17 protein-coding genes are annotated in these 16583 nt (G+C 70.1%); 10 read left to right on the top strand and 7 right to left on the bottom strand.

Features of this window, described 5'->3' with window-relative positions; genetic code table 11:
* Nucleotides 1-346: 346 nt before the first annotated feature.
* Together ACJ8AN_RS16705 and ACJ8AN_RS16700 are read left to right on the top strand one after the other, a co-directional pair.
* Nucleotides 347-550, top strand: a complete 204-nt coding sequence (locus tag ACJ8AN_RS16705) for a cold-shock protein (RefSeq protein ID WP_407756360.1) — start codon at nucleotides 347-349, stop codon at nucleotides 548-550.
* Between the two features lie 87 nt (nucleotides 551-637).
* Nucleotides 638-1015, top strand: coding sequence for a hypothetical protein (locus ACJ8AN_RS16700; protein ID WP_407756359.1), 378 nt, complete (start codon nucleotides 638-640; stop codon nucleotides 1013-1015).
* On the opposite strand, the gene ACJ8AN_RS16695 is transcribed toward ACJ8AN_RS16700, so the two are convergent.
* The 6 genes from ACJ8AN_RS16695 to ACJ8AN_RS16670 form a co-directional block, all read right to left on the bottom strand.
* Nucleotides 1006-3246, bottom strand: a complete 2241-nt coding sequence (locus tag ACJ8AN_RS16695) for an FUSC family protein (RefSeq protein ID WP_407756358.1) — start codon at nucleotides 3244-3246, stop codon at nucleotides 1006-1008. The two genes, ACJ8AN_RS16700 and ACJ8AN_RS16695, sit on opposite strands and share 10 nt — an antisense overlap.
* A 109-nt stretch (nucleotides 3247-3355) precedes the next feature.
* Nucleotides 3356-4567 carry a glycosyltransferase gene (locus ACJ8AN_RS16690; RefSeq protein WP_407756357.1) on the bottom strand — a complete coding sequence of 404 codons (1212 nt, stop codon included), beginning with the start codon at nucleotides 4565-4567 and terminating at the stop codon, nucleotides 3356-3358.
* On the bottom strand, nucleotides 4554-5618 hold the full coding sequence (locus tag ACJ8AN_RS16685) for a glycosyltransferase family 4 protein (RefSeq protein ID WP_407756356.1): 1065 nt from the start codon (nucleotides 5616-5618) through the stop codon (nucleotides 4554-4556). The genes ACJ8AN_RS16690 and ACJ8AN_RS16685 overlap by 14 nt, the downstream gene beginning before the upstream one ends.
* 18 nt (nucleotides 5619-5636) lie before the next feature.
* Nucleotides 5637-6167 (bottom strand): serine O-acetyltransferase, encoded by a 531-nt coding sequence (locus ACJ8AN_RS16680; RefSeq protein ID WP_407756355.1) that lies wholly within the window; start codon nucleotides 6165-6167, stop codon nucleotides 5637-5639.
* 140 nt (nucleotides 6168-6307) lie between these two features.
* Nucleotides 6308-7840 carry a lipopolysaccharide biosynthesis protein gene (locus tag ACJ8AN_RS16675; protein WP_407756405.1) on the bottom strand — a complete coding sequence of 511 codons (1533 nt, stop codon included), beginning with the start codon at nucleotides 7838-7840 and terminating at the stop codon, nucleotides 6308-6310.
* 20 nt (nucleotides 7841-7860) lie between these two features.
* Nucleotides 7861-8952, bottom strand: coding sequence for a polysaccharide deacetylase family protein (locus ACJ8AN_RS16670; RefSeq protein WP_407756404.1), 1092 nt, complete (start codon nucleotides 8950-8952; stop codon nucleotides 7861-7863).
* Nucleotides 8953-9524: 572 nt separating this feature from the next.
* On the opposite strand from ACJ8AN_RS16670, the gene ccmA reads away from it, so the two are divergent.
* The 8 genes from ccmA (at nucleotide 9525) to ACJ8AN_RS16630 (ending at nucleotide 16220) form a co-directional block, all read left to right on the top strand.
* Nucleotides 9525-10190, top strand: coding sequence for a heme ABC exporter ATP-binding protein CcmA (gene ccmA, locus ACJ8AN_RS16665; RefSeq protein WP_407756354.1), 666 nt, complete (start codon nucleotides 9525-9527; stop codon nucleotides 10188-10190).
* Complete coding sequence (locus ACJ8AN_RS16660) at nucleotides 10187-10885, top strand: heme exporter protein CcmB (RefSeq protein ID WP_407756353.1); 699 nt, start codon at nucleotides 10187-10189, stop codon at nucleotides 10883-10885. The genes ccmA and ACJ8AN_RS16660 overlap by 4 nt, the downstream gene beginning before the upstream one ends.
* A gap of 16 nt (nucleotides 10886-10901) precedes the next feature.
* Nucleotides 10902-11717: a cytochrome c biogenesis protein CcsA gene (ccsA, locus tag ACJ8AN_RS16655; protein ID WP_407756352.1), complete on the top strand. Its 816-nt coding sequence runs from the start codon at nucleotides 10902-10904 to the stop codon at nucleotides 11715-11717.
* Nucleotides 11717-11887 carry a hypothetical protein gene (locus ACJ8AN_RS16650; protein WP_407756351.1) on the top strand — a complete coding sequence of 57 codons (171 nt, stop codon included), beginning with the start codon at nucleotides 11717-11719 and terminating at the stop codon, nucleotides 11885-11887. Before ccsA ends, ACJ8AN_RS16650 begins: the two co-directional genes overlap by 1 nt.
* 3 nt (nucleotides 11888-11890) lie before the next feature.
* Nucleotides 11891-12382, top strand: coding sequence for a cytochrome c maturation protein CcmE (locus ACJ8AN_RS16645; RefSeq protein ID WP_407756350.1), 492 nt, complete (start codon nucleotides 11891-11893; stop codon nucleotides 12380-12382).
* Nucleotides 12379-14403, top strand: coding sequence for a heme lyase CcmF/NrfE family subunit (locus ACJ8AN_RS16640; RefSeq protein ID WP_407756349.1), 2025 nt, complete (start codon nucleotides 12379-12381; stop codon nucleotides 14401-14403). Before ACJ8AN_RS16645 ends, ACJ8AN_RS16640 begins: the two co-directional genes overlap by 4 nt.
* A complete protein-coding gene (locus ACJ8AN_RS16635) occupies nucleotides 14400-14954 on the top strand; it encodes a TlpA family protein disulfide reductase (RefSeq protein WP_407756348.1) in 555 nt (184 codons plus the stop codon). The genes ACJ8AN_RS16640 and ACJ8AN_RS16635 overlap by 4 nt, the downstream gene beginning before the upstream one ends.
* 138 nt (nucleotides 14955-15092) lie before the next feature.
* Nucleotides 15093-16220 (top strand): hypothetical protein, encoded by a 1128-nt coding sequence (locus ACJ8AN_RS16630; RefSeq protein ID WP_407756347.1) that lies wholly within the window; start codon nucleotides 15093-15095, stop codon nucleotides 16218-16220.
* A gap of 30 nt (nucleotides 16221-16250) precedes the next feature.
* Here the strand turns inward: ACJ8AN_RS16630 and ACJ8AN_RS16625 are convergent, their stop codons facing one another.
* Nucleotides 16251-16577: a hypothetical protein gene (locus ACJ8AN_RS16625; protein WP_407756346.1), complete on the bottom strand. Its 327-nt coding sequence runs from the start codon at nucleotides 16575-16577 to the stop codon at nucleotides 16251-16253.
* Nucleotides 16578-16583 lie beyond the last annotated feature (6 nt).

Genomic DNA, 16583 nt, shown 5'->3' with positions numbered 1-16583 from the left:
CGCCCCCCCCGGGTCCCGGTCCAGGAGACACCAGGCCGCGGCCGCGGCAAACGCCAACCGGTTCAGCAGGCAGGCGGCGTCCAGGTACTCCGTGATGCGGACCTTTCTGGCCGGATGGAACGCCGTGCCCCGGCGCCTGATCCACCTCGCTCAGAGGGACCAGCCCCCCCCGGAATGGGGGCCGGCCGCCAGGGGTTTCATCTTCAGCCGCGCGGCACCGGGGCGATCTTTCTGAGAGGACCCCCTAGGAATCCGCCTCGAAACGTGTCACACGGCACCGGTCGCCCCAGTTGGGTGCGGCCTCCGGCAAAACTGACTGACGCCGGACAAGAAAGAAGACGAGTAAATGGCAACTGGTATCGTGAAGTGGTTCAACGACGCGAAGGGCTTTGGGTTCATCACGCAGGATGGCGGGGGCGAGGACCTCTTCTGCCACCACACCGCGATTCAGAGCCAGGGTTTCCGCTCCCTCCAGGAGGGTCAGCGCGTGGAGTTCGACGTCGCCCGTGGCCCCAAGGGCCTGCAGGCGCAGAACGTCCGCCCGATCTGATCGGCGCGTCTGAACTTGAAGCAACACACGGGCTCAGCCTCCCCGCGAGGCTGGGCCCTTTTTCATTCCCGCGAAGGCACCCCCACCATGACGGATGAGAATCCCGAGCGCATCCGTTTCGGGCGCGCGCAGAAGTTCCGGCTCTCCACGAAGGGCAACGAGGCCGTGTCCGCCTATACCCTCATGGTCGAGAAATCCCGGGCGGGCCTGGGGCGTGCGCAGTTCGACGCCGCCCGGACCGATTGGAGCGTCCCTCGCGGAATCACCTCCGAGGATGGGCTCTTCCTCGTGGAGTTCGGGATGGGCGAGCGGACCATCTCCGAGGTGGCGCGTAACCTCGAGGACTGTGCCAGCGCGAAGGAAGTCAAGGTGGCGGTCGAGCGGCTGCTCGGCTGCGGGATGCTCGAGCCGGTCCCCGCGCCCGAGATCGTCCCGACTGCCGTGCCGCCCCGCCGCTACTGGTAGCCGCCGTCCGGGCCTCGAGGCGTCTCGGAATGCGAGCCCCCCACGGTGGCCCTCCGGGATGCGGCTCCGTGGAGCACGGTGAGCTGCCGCACCACCCGCTCGAGCTGTGCCCTTAGCAGCGGCTCGTCCACGGCCAGGGCCTCCCCTCCCCCGCTGGAAGGCACGTCCGCCCCGAGGAGCCCTCCGAAGTCGGGCAACGCTCCGGGCGCTCGCCCCTGCGCCACCGCGCCGGCGAGATCCTCCAGCACCTGCTCGGTGGTGCGCGCGAAGCGCTCCAGGCTGGCCCGGGCCCGCTCCGTCACCCGCTCGTGCTGCGTCGAGGAGAAGGCGATCACCGCCGCCGCGAACCGGCGCGTATAGGCGAGCAGGGTCATCAAGGGCTCGAGCGGCTCCGTCCGCCTCCGGGGCTCGGAGAGCAGCCGCTGGAAGGACGCCTCCGCGTTGATGGTCGCCAGGCCCATCTTCCGCCGCGCCTCGCCGAGCACCGGCTCCGGCCCCTTCGGCTCGCCGAGCCACGCGGCGAACACCCGCTGGAAGTACTCGCCATCCGCGCGCAGGGCCGCCGCGAGCTGCTCGGGGAAGAGCTCCTTCTCCGGCCGCTCCCAGAGGAGCCAGGAGCCCGCCAGCGCCAGCGCTCCGCCGATGAGGGTGTTGAGGATGCGCACCCGGGCCAGGCTCCAGTCGCCGGTCCCCACCTCGGCCAGGAGCACGAAGGTGATGGTGAGGAAGACGGTGTAGAGCCCGTAGTTCACCGAGATGACGGCCACGCTGATGGCCACGGTGAAGAACACGAGCAGCATGATCGCGTGCGGATCATGGAGCCAGGCGGCGACCAGCGCGGCGAGGATGCCTCCCACCATCGTGCCCACCACGCGCTGCAGCCCCTTGAGGAAGGTCGGGCCGGTGTAGGGCATCATGATCGTGAGCACGGTGATGGTGACCCAATAGCCGTGGCTCTGCTGCAGGCGAGCGGTGAGCCAGACGGCGATCGCCGTGGTCACTCCGACCCGGAGCGCATGCCGCAGCACCACCGAGTCCCGGGAGAGGTTCTCCCGCAGCGGCTCGAGCCATGGGCGCTTGCGCTCGGACAGGTCGATCCCCAACAGCGTCCGCCCGAGGGAAGACGGGCGATCATCCGAGAGGCTCGAGGCCGTCTCCGACGCGATGCCCGCGAACTCGCGGAGCTGCGCCAGCAACCGGGCCGCGTGGAGCGCTTGGGCCCGATCGACGACCCGCATGGTGTCCGCACCCTCGGCGGTCTCGGCACGGGCGAGCGCTTCCCGGAGGGCCTCGGCGCTCCAGTCCAGTGAGGGCAACCGCCGGACCGGGCCCTCTGTCTCGACGACGCGCGCGAGCTCCTGGAGGGACTGGGAGAAGGCCGCGAGGGCCCGCGCCACCTCCTCACGGGCCGGGCGCACGCCGGAGCCATGCGCGAGGCTCTCCAGCACGTCGGCGAGGGCGACGCCCGTCTCGAAGGTCGCGTCCGCGATCTGGAGCAGGACGAGCAACCGCTCCCCTCGCCCACTCTCCTGGCGTCCACGGCGGGTGGCGGCGAGCGTGCCGCGGGCCGCCTCCAGCGTCTCGCGGATTCGCCCGTGGTGGCCTTGGATGAGCCCCTGCCAGGCGGCGGTCTCGGCCCCGGTGGACAGACGGCCCACCTCGCCCACGAAGTCCGACAGCGCGTGGAAGCAGCGGGCCACGGCGAGGCGCGAGGGCCGGTAGGGACGGATGGGCCAGAGCACGAGCGACAGCAGCATGGCCCAGAGGGCGCCCACGAGCGTGAAGCCCACGCGCTCGAGGCCCTCGAGGAGACTGGCGGCGGGGAGGGCCAGGGAGATGACGAAGGCGGTCGCGGCGATGTTGCCCACGAAACCCGCAGTGGGACCGTACACGCCCGCGAAGCTGCACGAGCTCACCCACACCAGGGCCACTGGAATGGCGAGCGCGGGATGGGCTCCGGCGAGTCCGCCCACGAAAATCGAGAGCGAACAGGCGAGGGCCACCGCCCCCATGCTGGAGGCCCTCGAGCGGTACGAGCCGCCCTTGTCCGCGAAGGAGGTGTTGAAGCCACCGACGCTCAGCCAGATGGCGCCCGCGAGGTGGAAGGCGCTGGCGACCAGCACCGGGAGGATGGTGGCGATCGCCGCACGGAGCCCGGCCTTCACCGCCGGCCGGACCGGGGCGAAGCGGGCAACATCCTTGGTGTGTTCGATCAGACGCCGGGTGAGCATGACCAGGGCCACCTCGGTGGGAGGCGAGGCTGGATGCAACCAACCAGACCTCCCACGCGGTGTCCACCCGTGCGTGAAGCTCCCGGCGGTCCGGGGCTCCTCGCGCCGACTACAGTCCGCGCCCGGACTTCACCATGGCCTCGCCGACGAAGCCGCGGATCTCCTCCACCTTGGCTTCCCAGCTCTCGTGGCGGATGCGCTCGGCGCGCTCACGAGTCGGGCCGGAGCCCTCGGCGAGGCACTCGTCCACCTTGCGCACGAAGTCCTCCGTGCCGCTCGCCAGCTTGCACAGGCCCACCTTGCGCACCTCGGGAATGTCCGAGCTCACCACGGGCAGGCCCGCCGCCAGGTACTCGCGCACCTTGAGCGGATTCGCGTTGAGCGTGAGCTCGTTCACCTTGAAGGGCATCAGCGCCACGTCGAAGGCCCGGCAGTACCCCGGCAGCGCCGCGTACGGCTTGCGCCCGAGCATGTGCACATTGGGCAGGGACGTCAGCGCCTCGAGCTCCTTCGGGTTCACGTCCGGCGCCACCTTGCCGATCACCGCCACCGAGCCCTCGGGGTGCGCCCGCGCCGTCGCGGCGATGGCCTCCAGATCCACCCAGTCCGCCACCAGCCCGAAGAAGCCGAAGAGGGGCTTGGGCAGCTTCGCGATGTCCTCGGGGATCGGCGTGGACGGATCGCACGCCTTCACGAAGTGGTTGAAGTCCACGCCGTGGCGCACCAGCACCGTCTTCGGGTTGATGCGCACCTTGTTCTCCCTCAGCCGCTCCGCCGAGGTGATGCACAGGTCCGCCCGGCGCAGCAGCTGCTCCTCCATCTCCGCGATGTGCTTGCCGTTGGTGTCGCTGAAGGCGGAGAACTCGTCCACGCAGTGGTAGACGACGAACTCCTCGCCCAGCCGCCCGGACACCGGCGCCGAGGCCGGCAGGAAGGACCAGGAGATGGGCTTCTTGAAGTGCAGCTGCCGCATGGCGCGCAGCACCTGGGCGCGCAGCAGCGTGCGGTTGAAGGCGCGCACCGCCTCCGAGCCGTAGAACGGCACCGCCAGCGGCGCGAGCACGAAGAGGTTGGGCTCCACCTCGCGGATGCCCTCGGTGAACGAGGCCAGCTTCTTCCAGATGCGCTTCACGTCGTGCGCATTGGCCTTCGGGGCCCGGTTGCCGATGCTGTTCACCCACAGGACGCGATTGTCCCGGGACAGAATCCGCATGATGTGGACCTTGGACAGCGGGTCCCCATCCCAGTCGTTCGAGAAGACCACCAGGTCCCGTCCACGCAGGGCCCGGCGGGCCAGCTCCAGTTCTTCACTGCGCCGCATGTGTCTCGCCTCCTCCCAGAATCGTCGGTTGCGACAGAAGATCGCCGTAGAGCTTCAGCAGCACCGGCCCGGCGTCCGGTGACACCACCTGCGCGGGACCGTGCTCGAGCGCGCGCTTCACCTGTTCCGCCAGATCCACCGCGTTGCCCCCGCGGAAGGTGTACGTCCCATGCGGCCGCCCGCACACGTCACTCGCCACGCACGGCACCCCCAACGTGAGCGCCTCGCGCACGGAGATGGCATCTCCATCGTGCGTGGTCGGCCGCACGAAGGCATCGCAGCGCGCCATCAACGCGAGCGCCGTCGCGTGCTCCAGCTCGCCCAGGTCCTCGAGCAGCTCCTCCACCCCGAGGCGCCGGGCATCTTGGAGGAACTCCTCCGAGCGCGTGCCGGGCCCGAAGACGGCGAGCCCCACACCGGGCCGCTCGTCCGAGAGCATCCGCAGCGCGCGGAACATCAGCTCTCGCCCATAGACGGGCGAAGGATGGTGCGCCATGGCCAGCAGCGTCTGGCGGCGGCCCCGCGCCTCCTCGAGCTCCCGCGTCACCGGCCCCGGCCGCACCTGCGAGCCGCAGAAGGCCGGGTACACCACGAGCTTCTCCTCGGGCACGCCGCAGCGCGCGAGCGCCTCGCCCACCGCCTCGGACACGGCCACCACGCGCGAGTAGCCGGCCAGCGCCACCCGAGCGAAGGCCCGGCGCGATACCGAGGCGCGCAGGTAGTCCGGAATCAATCCCGAGTGCAGGGTGATGACGCGCTGCGAGCGCGGTGCCCTCACTCCCGCGGTGGCGGCGACCATCCAGGACTTCGGGTTGTTGCCACTGGTGTGGACGTGAACGGTCCACCCCTCGCGGAGGAAGCCCGCGAGCCGCGTTCCATACTGGGTGGGAGTCCGGACGGGGATGACGTCCGGTGTGGGCCGGCCCCCCTTCCCGATGTCCAGCACCATGGCCTCCACCCCGCGCCCGCGCAGGTACTCGTGGAGCTGCTGGACGTGCACGGCCACGCCACCGTGCGGTGGCGGATAGTCCCCGACGAGGAGCACTCGCATGGCCTGCCCTCCTTGTGGCTACTGCGCGGCGGATGACACGGGCGGAACGGGCTGCACTCCCTCGGGGCGCCGCGCCGGCTGCGGGCGGATGCCCATCTCACGCTCGTAGGTGGTGAGCGGATCCGGATCCCTGCGCAGCTCCCGGGCGGGGATGCCTCCCACGATGGCGCCGGGGGCCACGTCCTTCACCACCACGGCATTGGCGCCGATCACCGCGAAGTCGCCAATGTGCACGGGGCCCAGAATCTTCGCGCCCGCGCCGATGCGCACATAGTCGCCGATGATGGGCAGCTGCTTGATCCCCGAGCGCCCACCAATGGTCACCTGGTGGGAGATGAGGCAGTGCTGGCCGATCCGGGCTTCCTTGTGGATGACGATGCCCATGCCACCGTAGCCCAGCTGCGTCCCCTCGCCGATGTCGGCCTCACAGGGGATGTACGAGCCGTGCAGGTAGTGGATGACCTTGCGCACCACCGCGGGCAACACAGGAATGCCCCGCAGGTACAGCTTGCGCCCCATCCGATACAACGCCATCGCATCAATGCCCATCACGCCTCTCCCCTGGTTGAACGAGGCCCCAAGCTAGGTACCGGCCCCCCAGGGCGGGAGTCCCCCGGACCCTCGCCGTCCGCCATCGACATCATCCGGAGGGCCTCCAGAGGGTCCATGACGGACGGCCGCTCCGGAGCTCAACCCGCGCGACGGGAGCGCAAGCTGGCGAGCAGGCTCAACGGCCTCACGCCCGTCGCGTAGAGGACACCCACATAGCCGGTGACGAACAGCGCGCCGGCCACCGCGAGCGGCAGCACCCGCCAGACGAAGCCCTGGGGCAGGCCGCTGAAGGCGTGCTCCGTGCCCAGGCGAAGCAGGAAGACGGCCACCGCGGCGGCCACGGCCGCGAGCGACGCCTTGCCCAGCTCACGCCAGGGGATGACGTCGCGGAGGCGCAGGGCCCGCTCCGGCGTGGACAGCGCCGCCGGTACGCGCATCAGCAGCGCGCTCTTGCCCACCACCTCGGCCACCGCCCAGGACACGACACCGCCCGTCATGCCGAAGCGCTTCACGCCGAACCAGACGAGCGGCGCCGTCACCGCCGCCTTGAGCAGGTACGACAGGAGGATGGCGCGCGTGTGCCCCCGGGCGCGCAGCACGCCGTCCATGGGCAGGATGGCGAGCACCACGCCCAGCACGCTCACCCGGAAGATGGGCACCGCCGCGAGGTACTTCACACCAAAGAGGGCGCCGATGAACTCGGGCGCCGCGGCGAAGAGGAACGCGGCGAAGGGCAGGAAGACGAAGGCCAGCTTGCCCGCGGCCTCGCGGAAGGCCACCACGCCCTCCTCCATGCGCCCCTGCTTGTCCAGCTCGCCCAGGCGCACCATGAGCACCTCGCTGGTGGGCGTGTAGAGCAGGTCCACCACGGGCAACTGGAAGCACCCCACGCGGTAGACGGCGTAGATGGCCGGAGCCACCGCGCTCGCCACCATGTAGAGGTGGGCGTTCTGCTGGGGAATGGCGAGCGCCATGGCCGCGCCGAAGGGCGCCGCGTAGACGAACTGCTGGCGCCACAGGTCCGCGCGCGCGAGCGGACCCTTCGAGCCCCGCGGCACCACCACCCAGGCGGCCACGAAGCGCAGGAAGGCGAAGCCCGCCACCGCCAGCATCATCCCGTGCAGGCCGAAGCCCAGCAGGCACGGCACCACCATGGACAGGGAGCGCACCCCGTCCGACACCAGGTAGACGAGGGCCGAGTGTTTCGTGCGGCCCTGGCTGGTGAGCGAAATCTCCAGCGGGAACGAGCCGAGCAGGAAGGCGGTGTAGAGCGCGAGCGTGCCGCGGTGCTCGAGCAACGCCGGGTTGGTGAAGTGGTGCGCCACCGGCCCCATCAGCGCCCACACCAGGCCCGCGGCCACCACGCCCGCGCCGGACACGTAGAGCAGCGCCTGGCCCAACCAGGGCCGCTTCTCCTCGGCGCGGGGCACGAAGTAGTAGAGGCTCTGCACCACCCCGAAGGGCAGCACGTAGTAGAGCGTCGTGGCGATGAGGAAGAGCTGGTAGTAGGTGCCGTACTCGGCGGGGCTCAGCACCCGCGCCAGCACGAGCGGAATGGACAGCGTGAGGCCCGCGGTGAACAGCCGGGCGAGCACCAACGGGCCCGCCTTCCCCAGGAAAGAGGAGGCGGGCGCCGCCGGAGTGACAGGTGAAGCGGGTGCCGCGGGCACCGCGGTGTCCGGCTTACCGTTCACCAGGACACCCCCTCGGGCGGGTTGAAGAGGAGCGGCGTGTTGGCCATGGCCTGCGAGCGCTGCGGACGCCGGCCGTACACGGGCCCGCGCATGCCCAGCGCGCCGAAGCAGTCGTCGAGCTGGCACACCGTGAGGCTCTGCGAGTACCCACCCGACACGCCCACGCTGAAGTTCTCCCAGAGCACCTTGCGCTTGAGGGTGAAGGGATCCCCGCCGATGCGGTTGGGCATGTCCTCGGTGGTGACGGCCGAGCGGAACCCGTTGCGCACCAGCACGCGGATGACCTCGTCCGAGTACCAGCCGTTGCAGTAGGCGAAGTCGCGCACCGTGGTGCCCGTCTCGCGCTCGATGATCTCCTTGGACTCGCGCACCTCGCGCTCCACCACGTCGACGGGCTCGTGCGTGAGCACCACGTGGCCCAGGGTGTGCGCGCCGAACTCGAAGCCGTCCTTCACCATCTGGCGCACCTCGTCCCAGTCCATCAGGTCGCCCTGCTCGGGGAGCAGGTCCGGGCCGGGGCCGAGCGTCTTCTCCAGCGCGTCGATCGTCTCCAGGAGCGTGGTGGAGGGGTACTGGCCGATGAAGTCGTCGAGCGCCGCGGACAGCCGCTGGCGGCCGGACACCACCGTGTCCAGCAGCTCCGCGGCCGGCGCGGGCATCATGTCGAACACGGCCCGGTGGTTGCGCGCCTGCGCGAGCCGCAGCAGGTGGAAGAGCCGATCATGGTTGAAGCGCCCCGGCGTGCCGATGAGGGCCGCGGGCAGGTAGGTGATGGCCGGCACCCCCATCTGCTTCAGGACGGGGTAGCCGTAGCGGTACACGTCGCGGTAGCCGTCGTCGAAGGTGACGACGCACAGGTCCTTGCGCGCCGTGCGGCGTCCGGCCATCACGTCCAGCGCCTCGCCGAGCGGCGCGAAGTCATAACCGGCCGCGGACAGGCCCTCGAGGTGCTTGCGGAATGTCTCCTGGGAGATGAGCAGGCCCGGGATGGAGCGCTGCAGCTCTCCGGTGAAGTCCCCCACGACGCGGTGGTAGCTGACGATGAGGAGCCGGCGCCCACCGGACTGGGAGCGCCTGTAGGCCGCCAAGGCCTTGCGCAACCCCGTGTGATGGAGCACCCCCGCCGCCGCGGATTTCATTGCCCGTCGTACCGTTCCCCGCACGTCCACCATCGCTGCTTCCTCCCAGATGACGCCGCCGCCCATGTTCCCCGGCCAGGGAGGTGTGCACGTGGGATGCCATCCGCCCAGAGGTCCGCGACAAGAAGCGGGGGCCACTGTTGGCGGTACCGCCGTTCCCAGCCGCTGCGTCCCTGGTGCAAGGGCGATGCAAACGGGGCGTCAGTGGGCCGAAAGATCTTCCGTTCCGCCGCGGACAGCCCCCCCGTCTCTCGGCCTTGACTGAATTCCAAGCCCCTCGCCTGCCCTGACGGGAGGGGCTCCGGTTGAAAAAACTTCCCGTCTCATGTCCTGGGGATCACCCCATCTGGGTCCCAGGTCATGCCCTGGAATTTCCCTGTCCGGGATGCGGCGATTCCCCCGCCCGTGCCCTCTCCCAGGCGCCCAGGGCGCTGGGGCACCACCTCCCGCCCCCAGGGCGAGCAGCCGGGCCTGCTTTCTCTGGAGTGCGGGGAAGTTTCCAGTTACGAACGCTTCCGCCGATGGAAGCCCCCGCCGCAGCGTCACCTCCCGCGCTCGCCCTCCACGATGTCAGCAAGCGATATGGACGTCGCTGGGCCCTCGCGCGCCTGAGCTACACCCTCCCCGCGGGCCGCTCGTTGCTGCTCACCGGGCACAACGGCTCCGGGAAGACGACGCTGCTGCGGCTGGTGGCCACCGCGCTCTCCCCCACCCACGGCCGGGTGCTGGTGCGCGGCAACGACTGCGTCACCGAGCGCGAGGCGGTGCGCCGCGAGGTGGCCCTCCTGTCGCACGCGAGCTTCCTCTACGAGGACCTCACGGCGCACCAGAACCTGGTGGTGCTGGCGCGGCTGCTCGGGATGGAGGGGCCCTCGGACGTGGCCGGGGAGCTGCTCACCAAGGTGGGGCTGACGAAGCGCTCGGACAGCCCGGTGCGCCAGTTCTCCGCGGGCATGCGCAAGCGTCTGGCCATCGCCCGGCTGCTGATGAAGGCCCCTGCCCTCGCGCTGCTGGACGAGCCCTTCGGCGAGTTGGACCCTTCCGGCATCCAGGCCATGGAGAAGATCATCCGCGAGCTCAAGGACGCGGGCGTGACGGTGATCCTGGCCACGCACCTGATTGAACAGGGCCTGTCGCTGTGCGAGGAGCGCCTGGACCTGCGGGAAGGCCGGGCGGTGGCGGCATGAAGCGCGGACCCCGACCCATCTCCCTGCTGAAGACGGTGGGGGTGCTGCTGGCCAAGGATCTGCTGATTGAATGGCGCACGCGCGCGCGGCTCAACGCGCTCGTCTTCTTCGCGCTGGCCACGCTGCTGCTCTTCTCCTTCGCGGTGGGCCCGGACACCAAGGTGCTGGCGCGCAACGCGGGCGGCTACCTGTGGCTGGCGCTGCTCTTCGCGAGCGTGCTGGCGCTCGGCGAGTCCTTCCGGGTGGAGCAGGAGAACCTCACCCTGGACGGGCTGCGGCTGGCCCCGGCGGACGCGCGCGCCATCTTCCTCTCCAAGGCGGTGGGCAACGCCCTGCTGCTCGTCCTGCTGGGCGTCCTGCTCATCCCGGTGATGGTGGCGCTCTACGCGGTGAACGTGGCCATGGGGATGGGGACCTTGCTGACCACGCTCGTGCTTGGCTGCATGGCCATCAGCGCGCCGGGCACGGTGTATTCGGCCATCGCGAGCAACGCGCGGGCAAGAGATGTGCTGCTCCCGCTGTTGCTGTTCCCGCTCATCATTCCCGCGCTGCTCGCCGCCGCGAAGGCGACATCGCTCGTACTGCAAGGCGACCCGATGAATCAGATTGGCTCATGGTTCGGGCTGCTCGTCGGGTTCAATCTGATTTATTGGGGGCTGGGTTTCGTCCTGTTCCCCCGGGTCATCGAGGATTGAGGTCAGGAGCGGTGTCATGAACACGGTGCTGCAGGTGGTGTCGGCGGTGGCGGCGCTGGCGAGTGTGTTTCTGGGCTTCCGGCTGGGCGCGAAGTGGGCGCCGCCGGGCTCGCGCTACAACGCGAAGCCGGCGCTCATCGGCATGACGGCGGCGGCGGTGCTGCTGCTCGTCATTGGCGCGTACCTGGGCCTGGTGTGGACGCCGCCCGAGGCGATGATGGGCGAGGTGTACCGCATCATCTACGTGCACGTGCCGGCCATGTGGATGGCGCTGCTGGCGCTGACGCTCAACTTCGGCTGCTGCATCGCGTACCTGATGAAGTCGAGCTGGAAGACGGACGCGCTGGCGGAGGCCACGGGCGAGGTGGGCCTGCTCTTCGGCAGCTACGGGCTGGTGCTCGGCTCCATCTGGGGCAAGCCCACGTGGGGCACGTATTGGGACTGGGATCCGCGGCTCACCGCCATGGCCATCATGCTGGTGACGTACGTGGCCTACATGGCGCTGCGCGGCTTCGTGGAGGACCCCGAGAAGCGCGCGGTGTGGAGCTCGGTGGTGGGCATCATCTCGTACGTGAACCTGCCCATCGTGTGGTTCTCGGTGAAGTGGTGGCGCAGCCTGCACCAGGTGCAGTCGACGCCCAAGACGGTGGACCCGGACATGGTGCTGTCGCTGCGCGTCAACGCCTGGGCCTTCCTCATCGTCCTCACCCTCTTCCTGCTGCACCGCTACCGCATCGCCCTCGCCACGCGCGAGGCCGAGGTGGCCCTGCCCGACGCGCTCCCCCCGGACGCGCCCGGCTCGCAGCCCAACCGCGCTTCGGAGGTGGCCTGATGTCGCCGCTCATGCACACGCTGCTCGCCCAGGTGGGCGCCGGCCGCATCCAGGGAGGCTGGGAGTACATCTGGGCCGCCTACGTCATCGCCTGGACGTCCATCTCGCTGTATGCCCTGTCCCTCTGGCTGCGCCGTCCCGGCAAGGCCGCCAACGAAACGAAGGAGTGAGCCATGACGCAGCAGACGCGCAACCGTCTCATCGCCGTGGCGGCCCTGCTGGTGGCCGGAGCGGGCCTGGCCCTGGTGGCCTTCGGCAACATCGGTGAGAACCTCGTCTATTACTGGCGGCCCTCGGAGATGCTGGGCCAGGGCGAGAAGGCTTACGGCCCCACCATCCGCCTGGGCGGCCAGGTGCAGCCCGGCAGCGTGCAGTGGAACGAGCAGCACACCACGCTGAACTTCCGCGTCATGGACGACGAGAAGCCCGGCGCGGCCACCGTGCTGGTGCGCACCACGGAAGTGCCCCCGCAGATGTTCCGCGAGCGCATCGGCGTGGTGGTGGAAGGCACCTTCGACTCCACGCACGTGTTCCAGGGCAGCCGACTGATGGTGAACCACTCCAACGAGTACCGCGCGCCCAAGACGGATGACGACGTGAAGAAGATGTTCGAGGAGATGCAGAAGGCGGAGGCCACCACGGCCTCGGCGGGGAAGGGCCAGTGAACGCGACGCTCGGATACGGGATGGTGCTCGGCGGGCTCGCCTTCGCGAGCTTCGGGGCGTTGGTGGGCCTGGTGGGCGGGATGCGCCGCAACGACTCGGCCTTCCGGTGGGTGATGGGCTGTGTGTTCGGCTTCTTCGCCTGCATGCTCGGCGCCAACCTGGTGATGGAGTTCGCGCTCCTCACCAACGACTTCAGCGTCCAGTACGTGGCGCAGGTGGGCAGCCGCGCCACGCCGACGGTCTTCAAGATCGTCTCGCTGTGGAGCGCGCTCGAGGGCTCCATCCTCTTCTGGGGCCTCATCATGGGCACGTACGTGTTCGCGTTCGCGCTGGTGCACCGCAACGAGCACAAGCGCTACATGTCCCTGGCGCTCGGCACCATGCTCGCGGTGGGCGTCTTCTTCAGCTTCCTCATCGCCGGGCCGGCCAACCCGTTCCACACGATGTCTCCGGTGCCCATGGACGGGCCGGGCCCCAACGCGCTGCTGCAGAACCACTACCTGATGATCATCCACCCGCCCATGCTGTACCTGGGCTACGTGGGCATGACGGTGCCCTTCGGCATCGCCGTGGCCGCGCTGCTGCGCGGGGAGATGGGCGATGCGTGGATGGCCCCGCTGCGGCGCTGGACGCTGGTGGCGTGGCTGTTCCTCTCCATCGGCATCGTGCTCGGCTCGTGGTGGGCGTACGCGGTGCTCGGCTGGGGCGGTTACTGGGCGTGGGACCCGGTGGAGAACGCGTCGTTCCTGCCGTGGCTGACCTCCACCGCGTTCATGCACTCCACGCTGGTGCACGAGCGCAAGAAGATGCTGAAGCTGTGGACGCTGAGCCTGGTGCTGGGCAGCTTCGTGCTCACGGTGCTGGGCACGTTCATGACCCGCAGCGGCATCTTCAACTCGGTGCACAGCTTCACGCAGTCGGACATCGGCCCCACGTTCCTGGTGTTCATCGCCATCCTGCTGTTCGTCTCCATCGCGCTGCTGGCCACGCGCGGGCACCTGCTGGTGGCCGAGAGCAGCATCAAGTCGGCGCTCTCGCGCGAGACCACCATCCTGGTGAACAACCTGGTCTTCGTGGCCATCACCTTCACGGTGCTGCTGGGCACGCTCTACCCGCTCATCTCCGAGGCCGTGCGCGGCGTCCGGGTGAGCGTGGGCGAGCCGTACTTCAACAAGATGGCGGTGCCCGGCGGCATCATGGTGCTGTTCCTCATGGGCGTGGGCCCGATGCTGCCCTGGGGCAGCTCGGATGCGAAGACGGTGCGCGAGCGCTTCTGGATTCCGGCGGCGGTGGGCGTGGCCGTGGTCGCCGCGTGCCTCGTGGGCGGCCTGCGCGGCTTCTACCCGCTGCTGACGTTCGGGCTGGCGGGCTTCGTCACCGTCATCACCCTGCGCGAGCTGGCGCTGCCGGTGAAGGTGCGCATGAGCGAGCGCAAGGAGGGCTTCGTCACGGCGCTCGTGGGCAGCGCCACCAAGGCGCGTCGGCGCTTCGGCGGCTACATCGTGCACCTGGGGATCGTGATGATCTTCGTGGCGGTGGGGGCCTCGCATGCGTACGTGACGCACACCTCGGGCACGGTGCGCCAGGGCGAGTCGCTCAAGGTGGGCGAGTACCAGGTGAAGTTCCTGGGACTGGCCAGCGGCCAGGAGCCGCACCGCACCTACGTGGCCACGCGGGTGGAGGTGACGGCGCCCAACGGCAGCGTCAGCGAGCTCGCGCCCCGGATGAACTACTACGAGCGCATGACGGACCCCATCGGCACGCCGGCGGTGCGCACCACGGCGAAGGAGGACCTGTACCTGTCGCTGATGGCCTTCTCGCAGGAGCGCGGCACGGCGAGCTTCAACGCCTGGGTCTTCCCGCTGGTGGGGTGGATCTGGTGGAGCATCCCCGTGCTGGTGCTGGGGACGCTGATCGCCCTGTGGCCGGCGCGGCGCTCGCGTGCGGTGGCCGACGCCAAGACGCCGGAGGCGGGAGCACCTCCCTCGGCGGGTGACGAGATGAATCGGGGTGCGGCATGAAGTGGCGCGTCACGCTGAGCTTCGTGGTGCTGTGCATGGGCCTGCTGGCGGTGCTCTACAAGGGCTTCGGGAGCGATCCGCACGCGGTGCCCTTCATGCTCAAGGGCGAGCCGGCACCGCCCTTCGCGTTGAGGGCGCTCGACAGCGGGATGAAGGTGAGCCTGGAGCAGTTCAAGGGCCGGCCGGTGGTGATGAACTTCTGGGCGTCCTGGTGCGGGCCCTGCAAGATGGAGCACCCGGTGCTGGAGTGGGGCTCGCGGGAGTTCGGCAACCAGGCGCAGTTCCTGGGGGTCGTCTTCGAGGACACCGAGGACAACGCCCGGCAGTTCCTGTCGCAGATGGGGGCGAGCTTCCCGCAGCTGGTGGATCCGCGCTCGCGGGTGGCGGTGGACTACGGGGTGGCGGGAGTGCCGGAGACGTACTTCATCGACGCGCAGGGGACGATCCGGGGCAAGCACGTGGGCCCGATCGATCCGCAGACGATGGCGGACTGGATGAAGGACCTGGCCTCGAGCGCCCCCGCCCCCGCCCCCACGGCGAAGCAGCAGTAACCCCGGGGTACCCCCCCACGGCCCCTCTCCCACCGGGAAGTGGACGGGGTGGGGGTGCACGGACCCCGGGTTGGCCCTAGACTCGGGTGCGGCAAGAGCCGGGAAGCCCGAGAGCCCGGGAGCTGGAGGCCGTCGCCCATGCAGTGCAAGGAGTGCGGAGAGATCGCGCGGGAGCACGCCCTGCGCTACTGCGAGAACTGTGGGGCGAAGATGCCGCCGCCCCCGCCGCCTGGCTCCATCCGCCGGACGGGCACCCGGGCCGCCATCCAGACCTCGGGGCGGGCGCGGAGCACGGGGACGGTGCGAGCCCTTCCCGCCTCCGACGCGGCCGAGGACACGGATCCCGGCCTGCGCGCGGTGCGGGCGGAGGACGCGGACGAGTACACGGATCCCGGCCGGCCCGAGGTGCGCTACGACGGACCGGTGTGGCTGGCGAAGGTGCCGGGGCACTCGCCGAGCGTGGTGGGCGTGGGGCTGCTGGCGATGGCGCTGGTGCTCTCGCTGCTCTTCCAGGGAGTGGGGCCCTTCTGGGCGCTGGTGACGTTCGCGGGCGGGTGGCTGGTGACGGCGCGGGAGGTGCGCGCGGCCGGACAGCGGCACCCGCTGGTGGATTGGGTGCCCGAGTCCCTGCTGCGCCCCCTGGTGCCGGCGCTCTACACGGTGGTGGTGGCGGGGCTGGCGATCCGGATGCTCGGCCTGGGCTTCACGCCCATGTTGTGGCTGGGAGGCGCGGTGCTGCTGGGCACCGACCAGTACCGCAAGGTGTTCGCGGGAGAGGACGGGTGGAGCCGCTTCTTCGAGCCGCGCCGGCTGCTGCGGGGCATGGGCCCGGTGGCGCTCGTGGGCGTGGCGCTGTGCCTGACGGCGCTGTTCCTCACCTGGTTGCCGGGACAGGCCCCGAAGGGCAGCACGGGGCCGGCGGGTCCGGTGCCCCAGGGGCCGCCGGAGCTGCACGTGGTGGATGTGCCGCGCCCGTCGGACGACGTCGTCTACAGCTGGTTCGACGAGTCCTACGACAAGGGCTGGGACCAGTCGTTCTCCGTGGCGCTGGAGCTGCTGCTGCTGGGGATGCTCGGACTGATGGCGCTGCGCCCCGAGGTGCCCCGGCCGGACTGGGTGCGCTTCACGCCCATCGGGGTGGTGGTGCTCGGCCTCGTGTGGACGCTCGTGCACGGCGGGCTGATGCTCGGCCCGCTGCTCTTCCTGGGGGGCCTCGCGGCGACGGGCTTCGCCTCGGTGTACGCCGCCTTCTCGCGAGAGGCGTGAGCGGTTGACTCACGCCTCCGCCGGGCGAGGCTACTTCTTCTGCTGAGGCGGCGGCTCCTGCGGCGGCGGCTCCTGCGGCGGCGGCGCCTTGGGGATAGGGCAACTGGAGGCGCAGGACGCCTCGGCCGCGCGGTACTTCTCCCCGCACGTCGTCATGCACCTGGCCGAGGCCGCCGCATCCTGTCCCCGGGGGCACGCCTGGGAGCACGAGTCCACCGCCGCGGTGGCCTTCCGCAGGCACTCGTGCCTGCACTGCTCCGGGTCCTTCTGTTTCGGCGCGGCCGCCGCGGGCAGCGCCAGCAGCAACCCGCCCATCACCGCCGCACACCACCACGAGGCACTCTTCACTCGATTCATGGCTCG

Source organism: Archangium sp., assembly GCF_045802675.1.
Taxonomy (GTDB): domain Bacteria; phylum Myxococcota; class Myxococcia; order Myxococcales; family Myxococcaceae; genus Archangium.
This window is presented reverse-complemented; position numbering and strand designations above follow the sequence as displayed.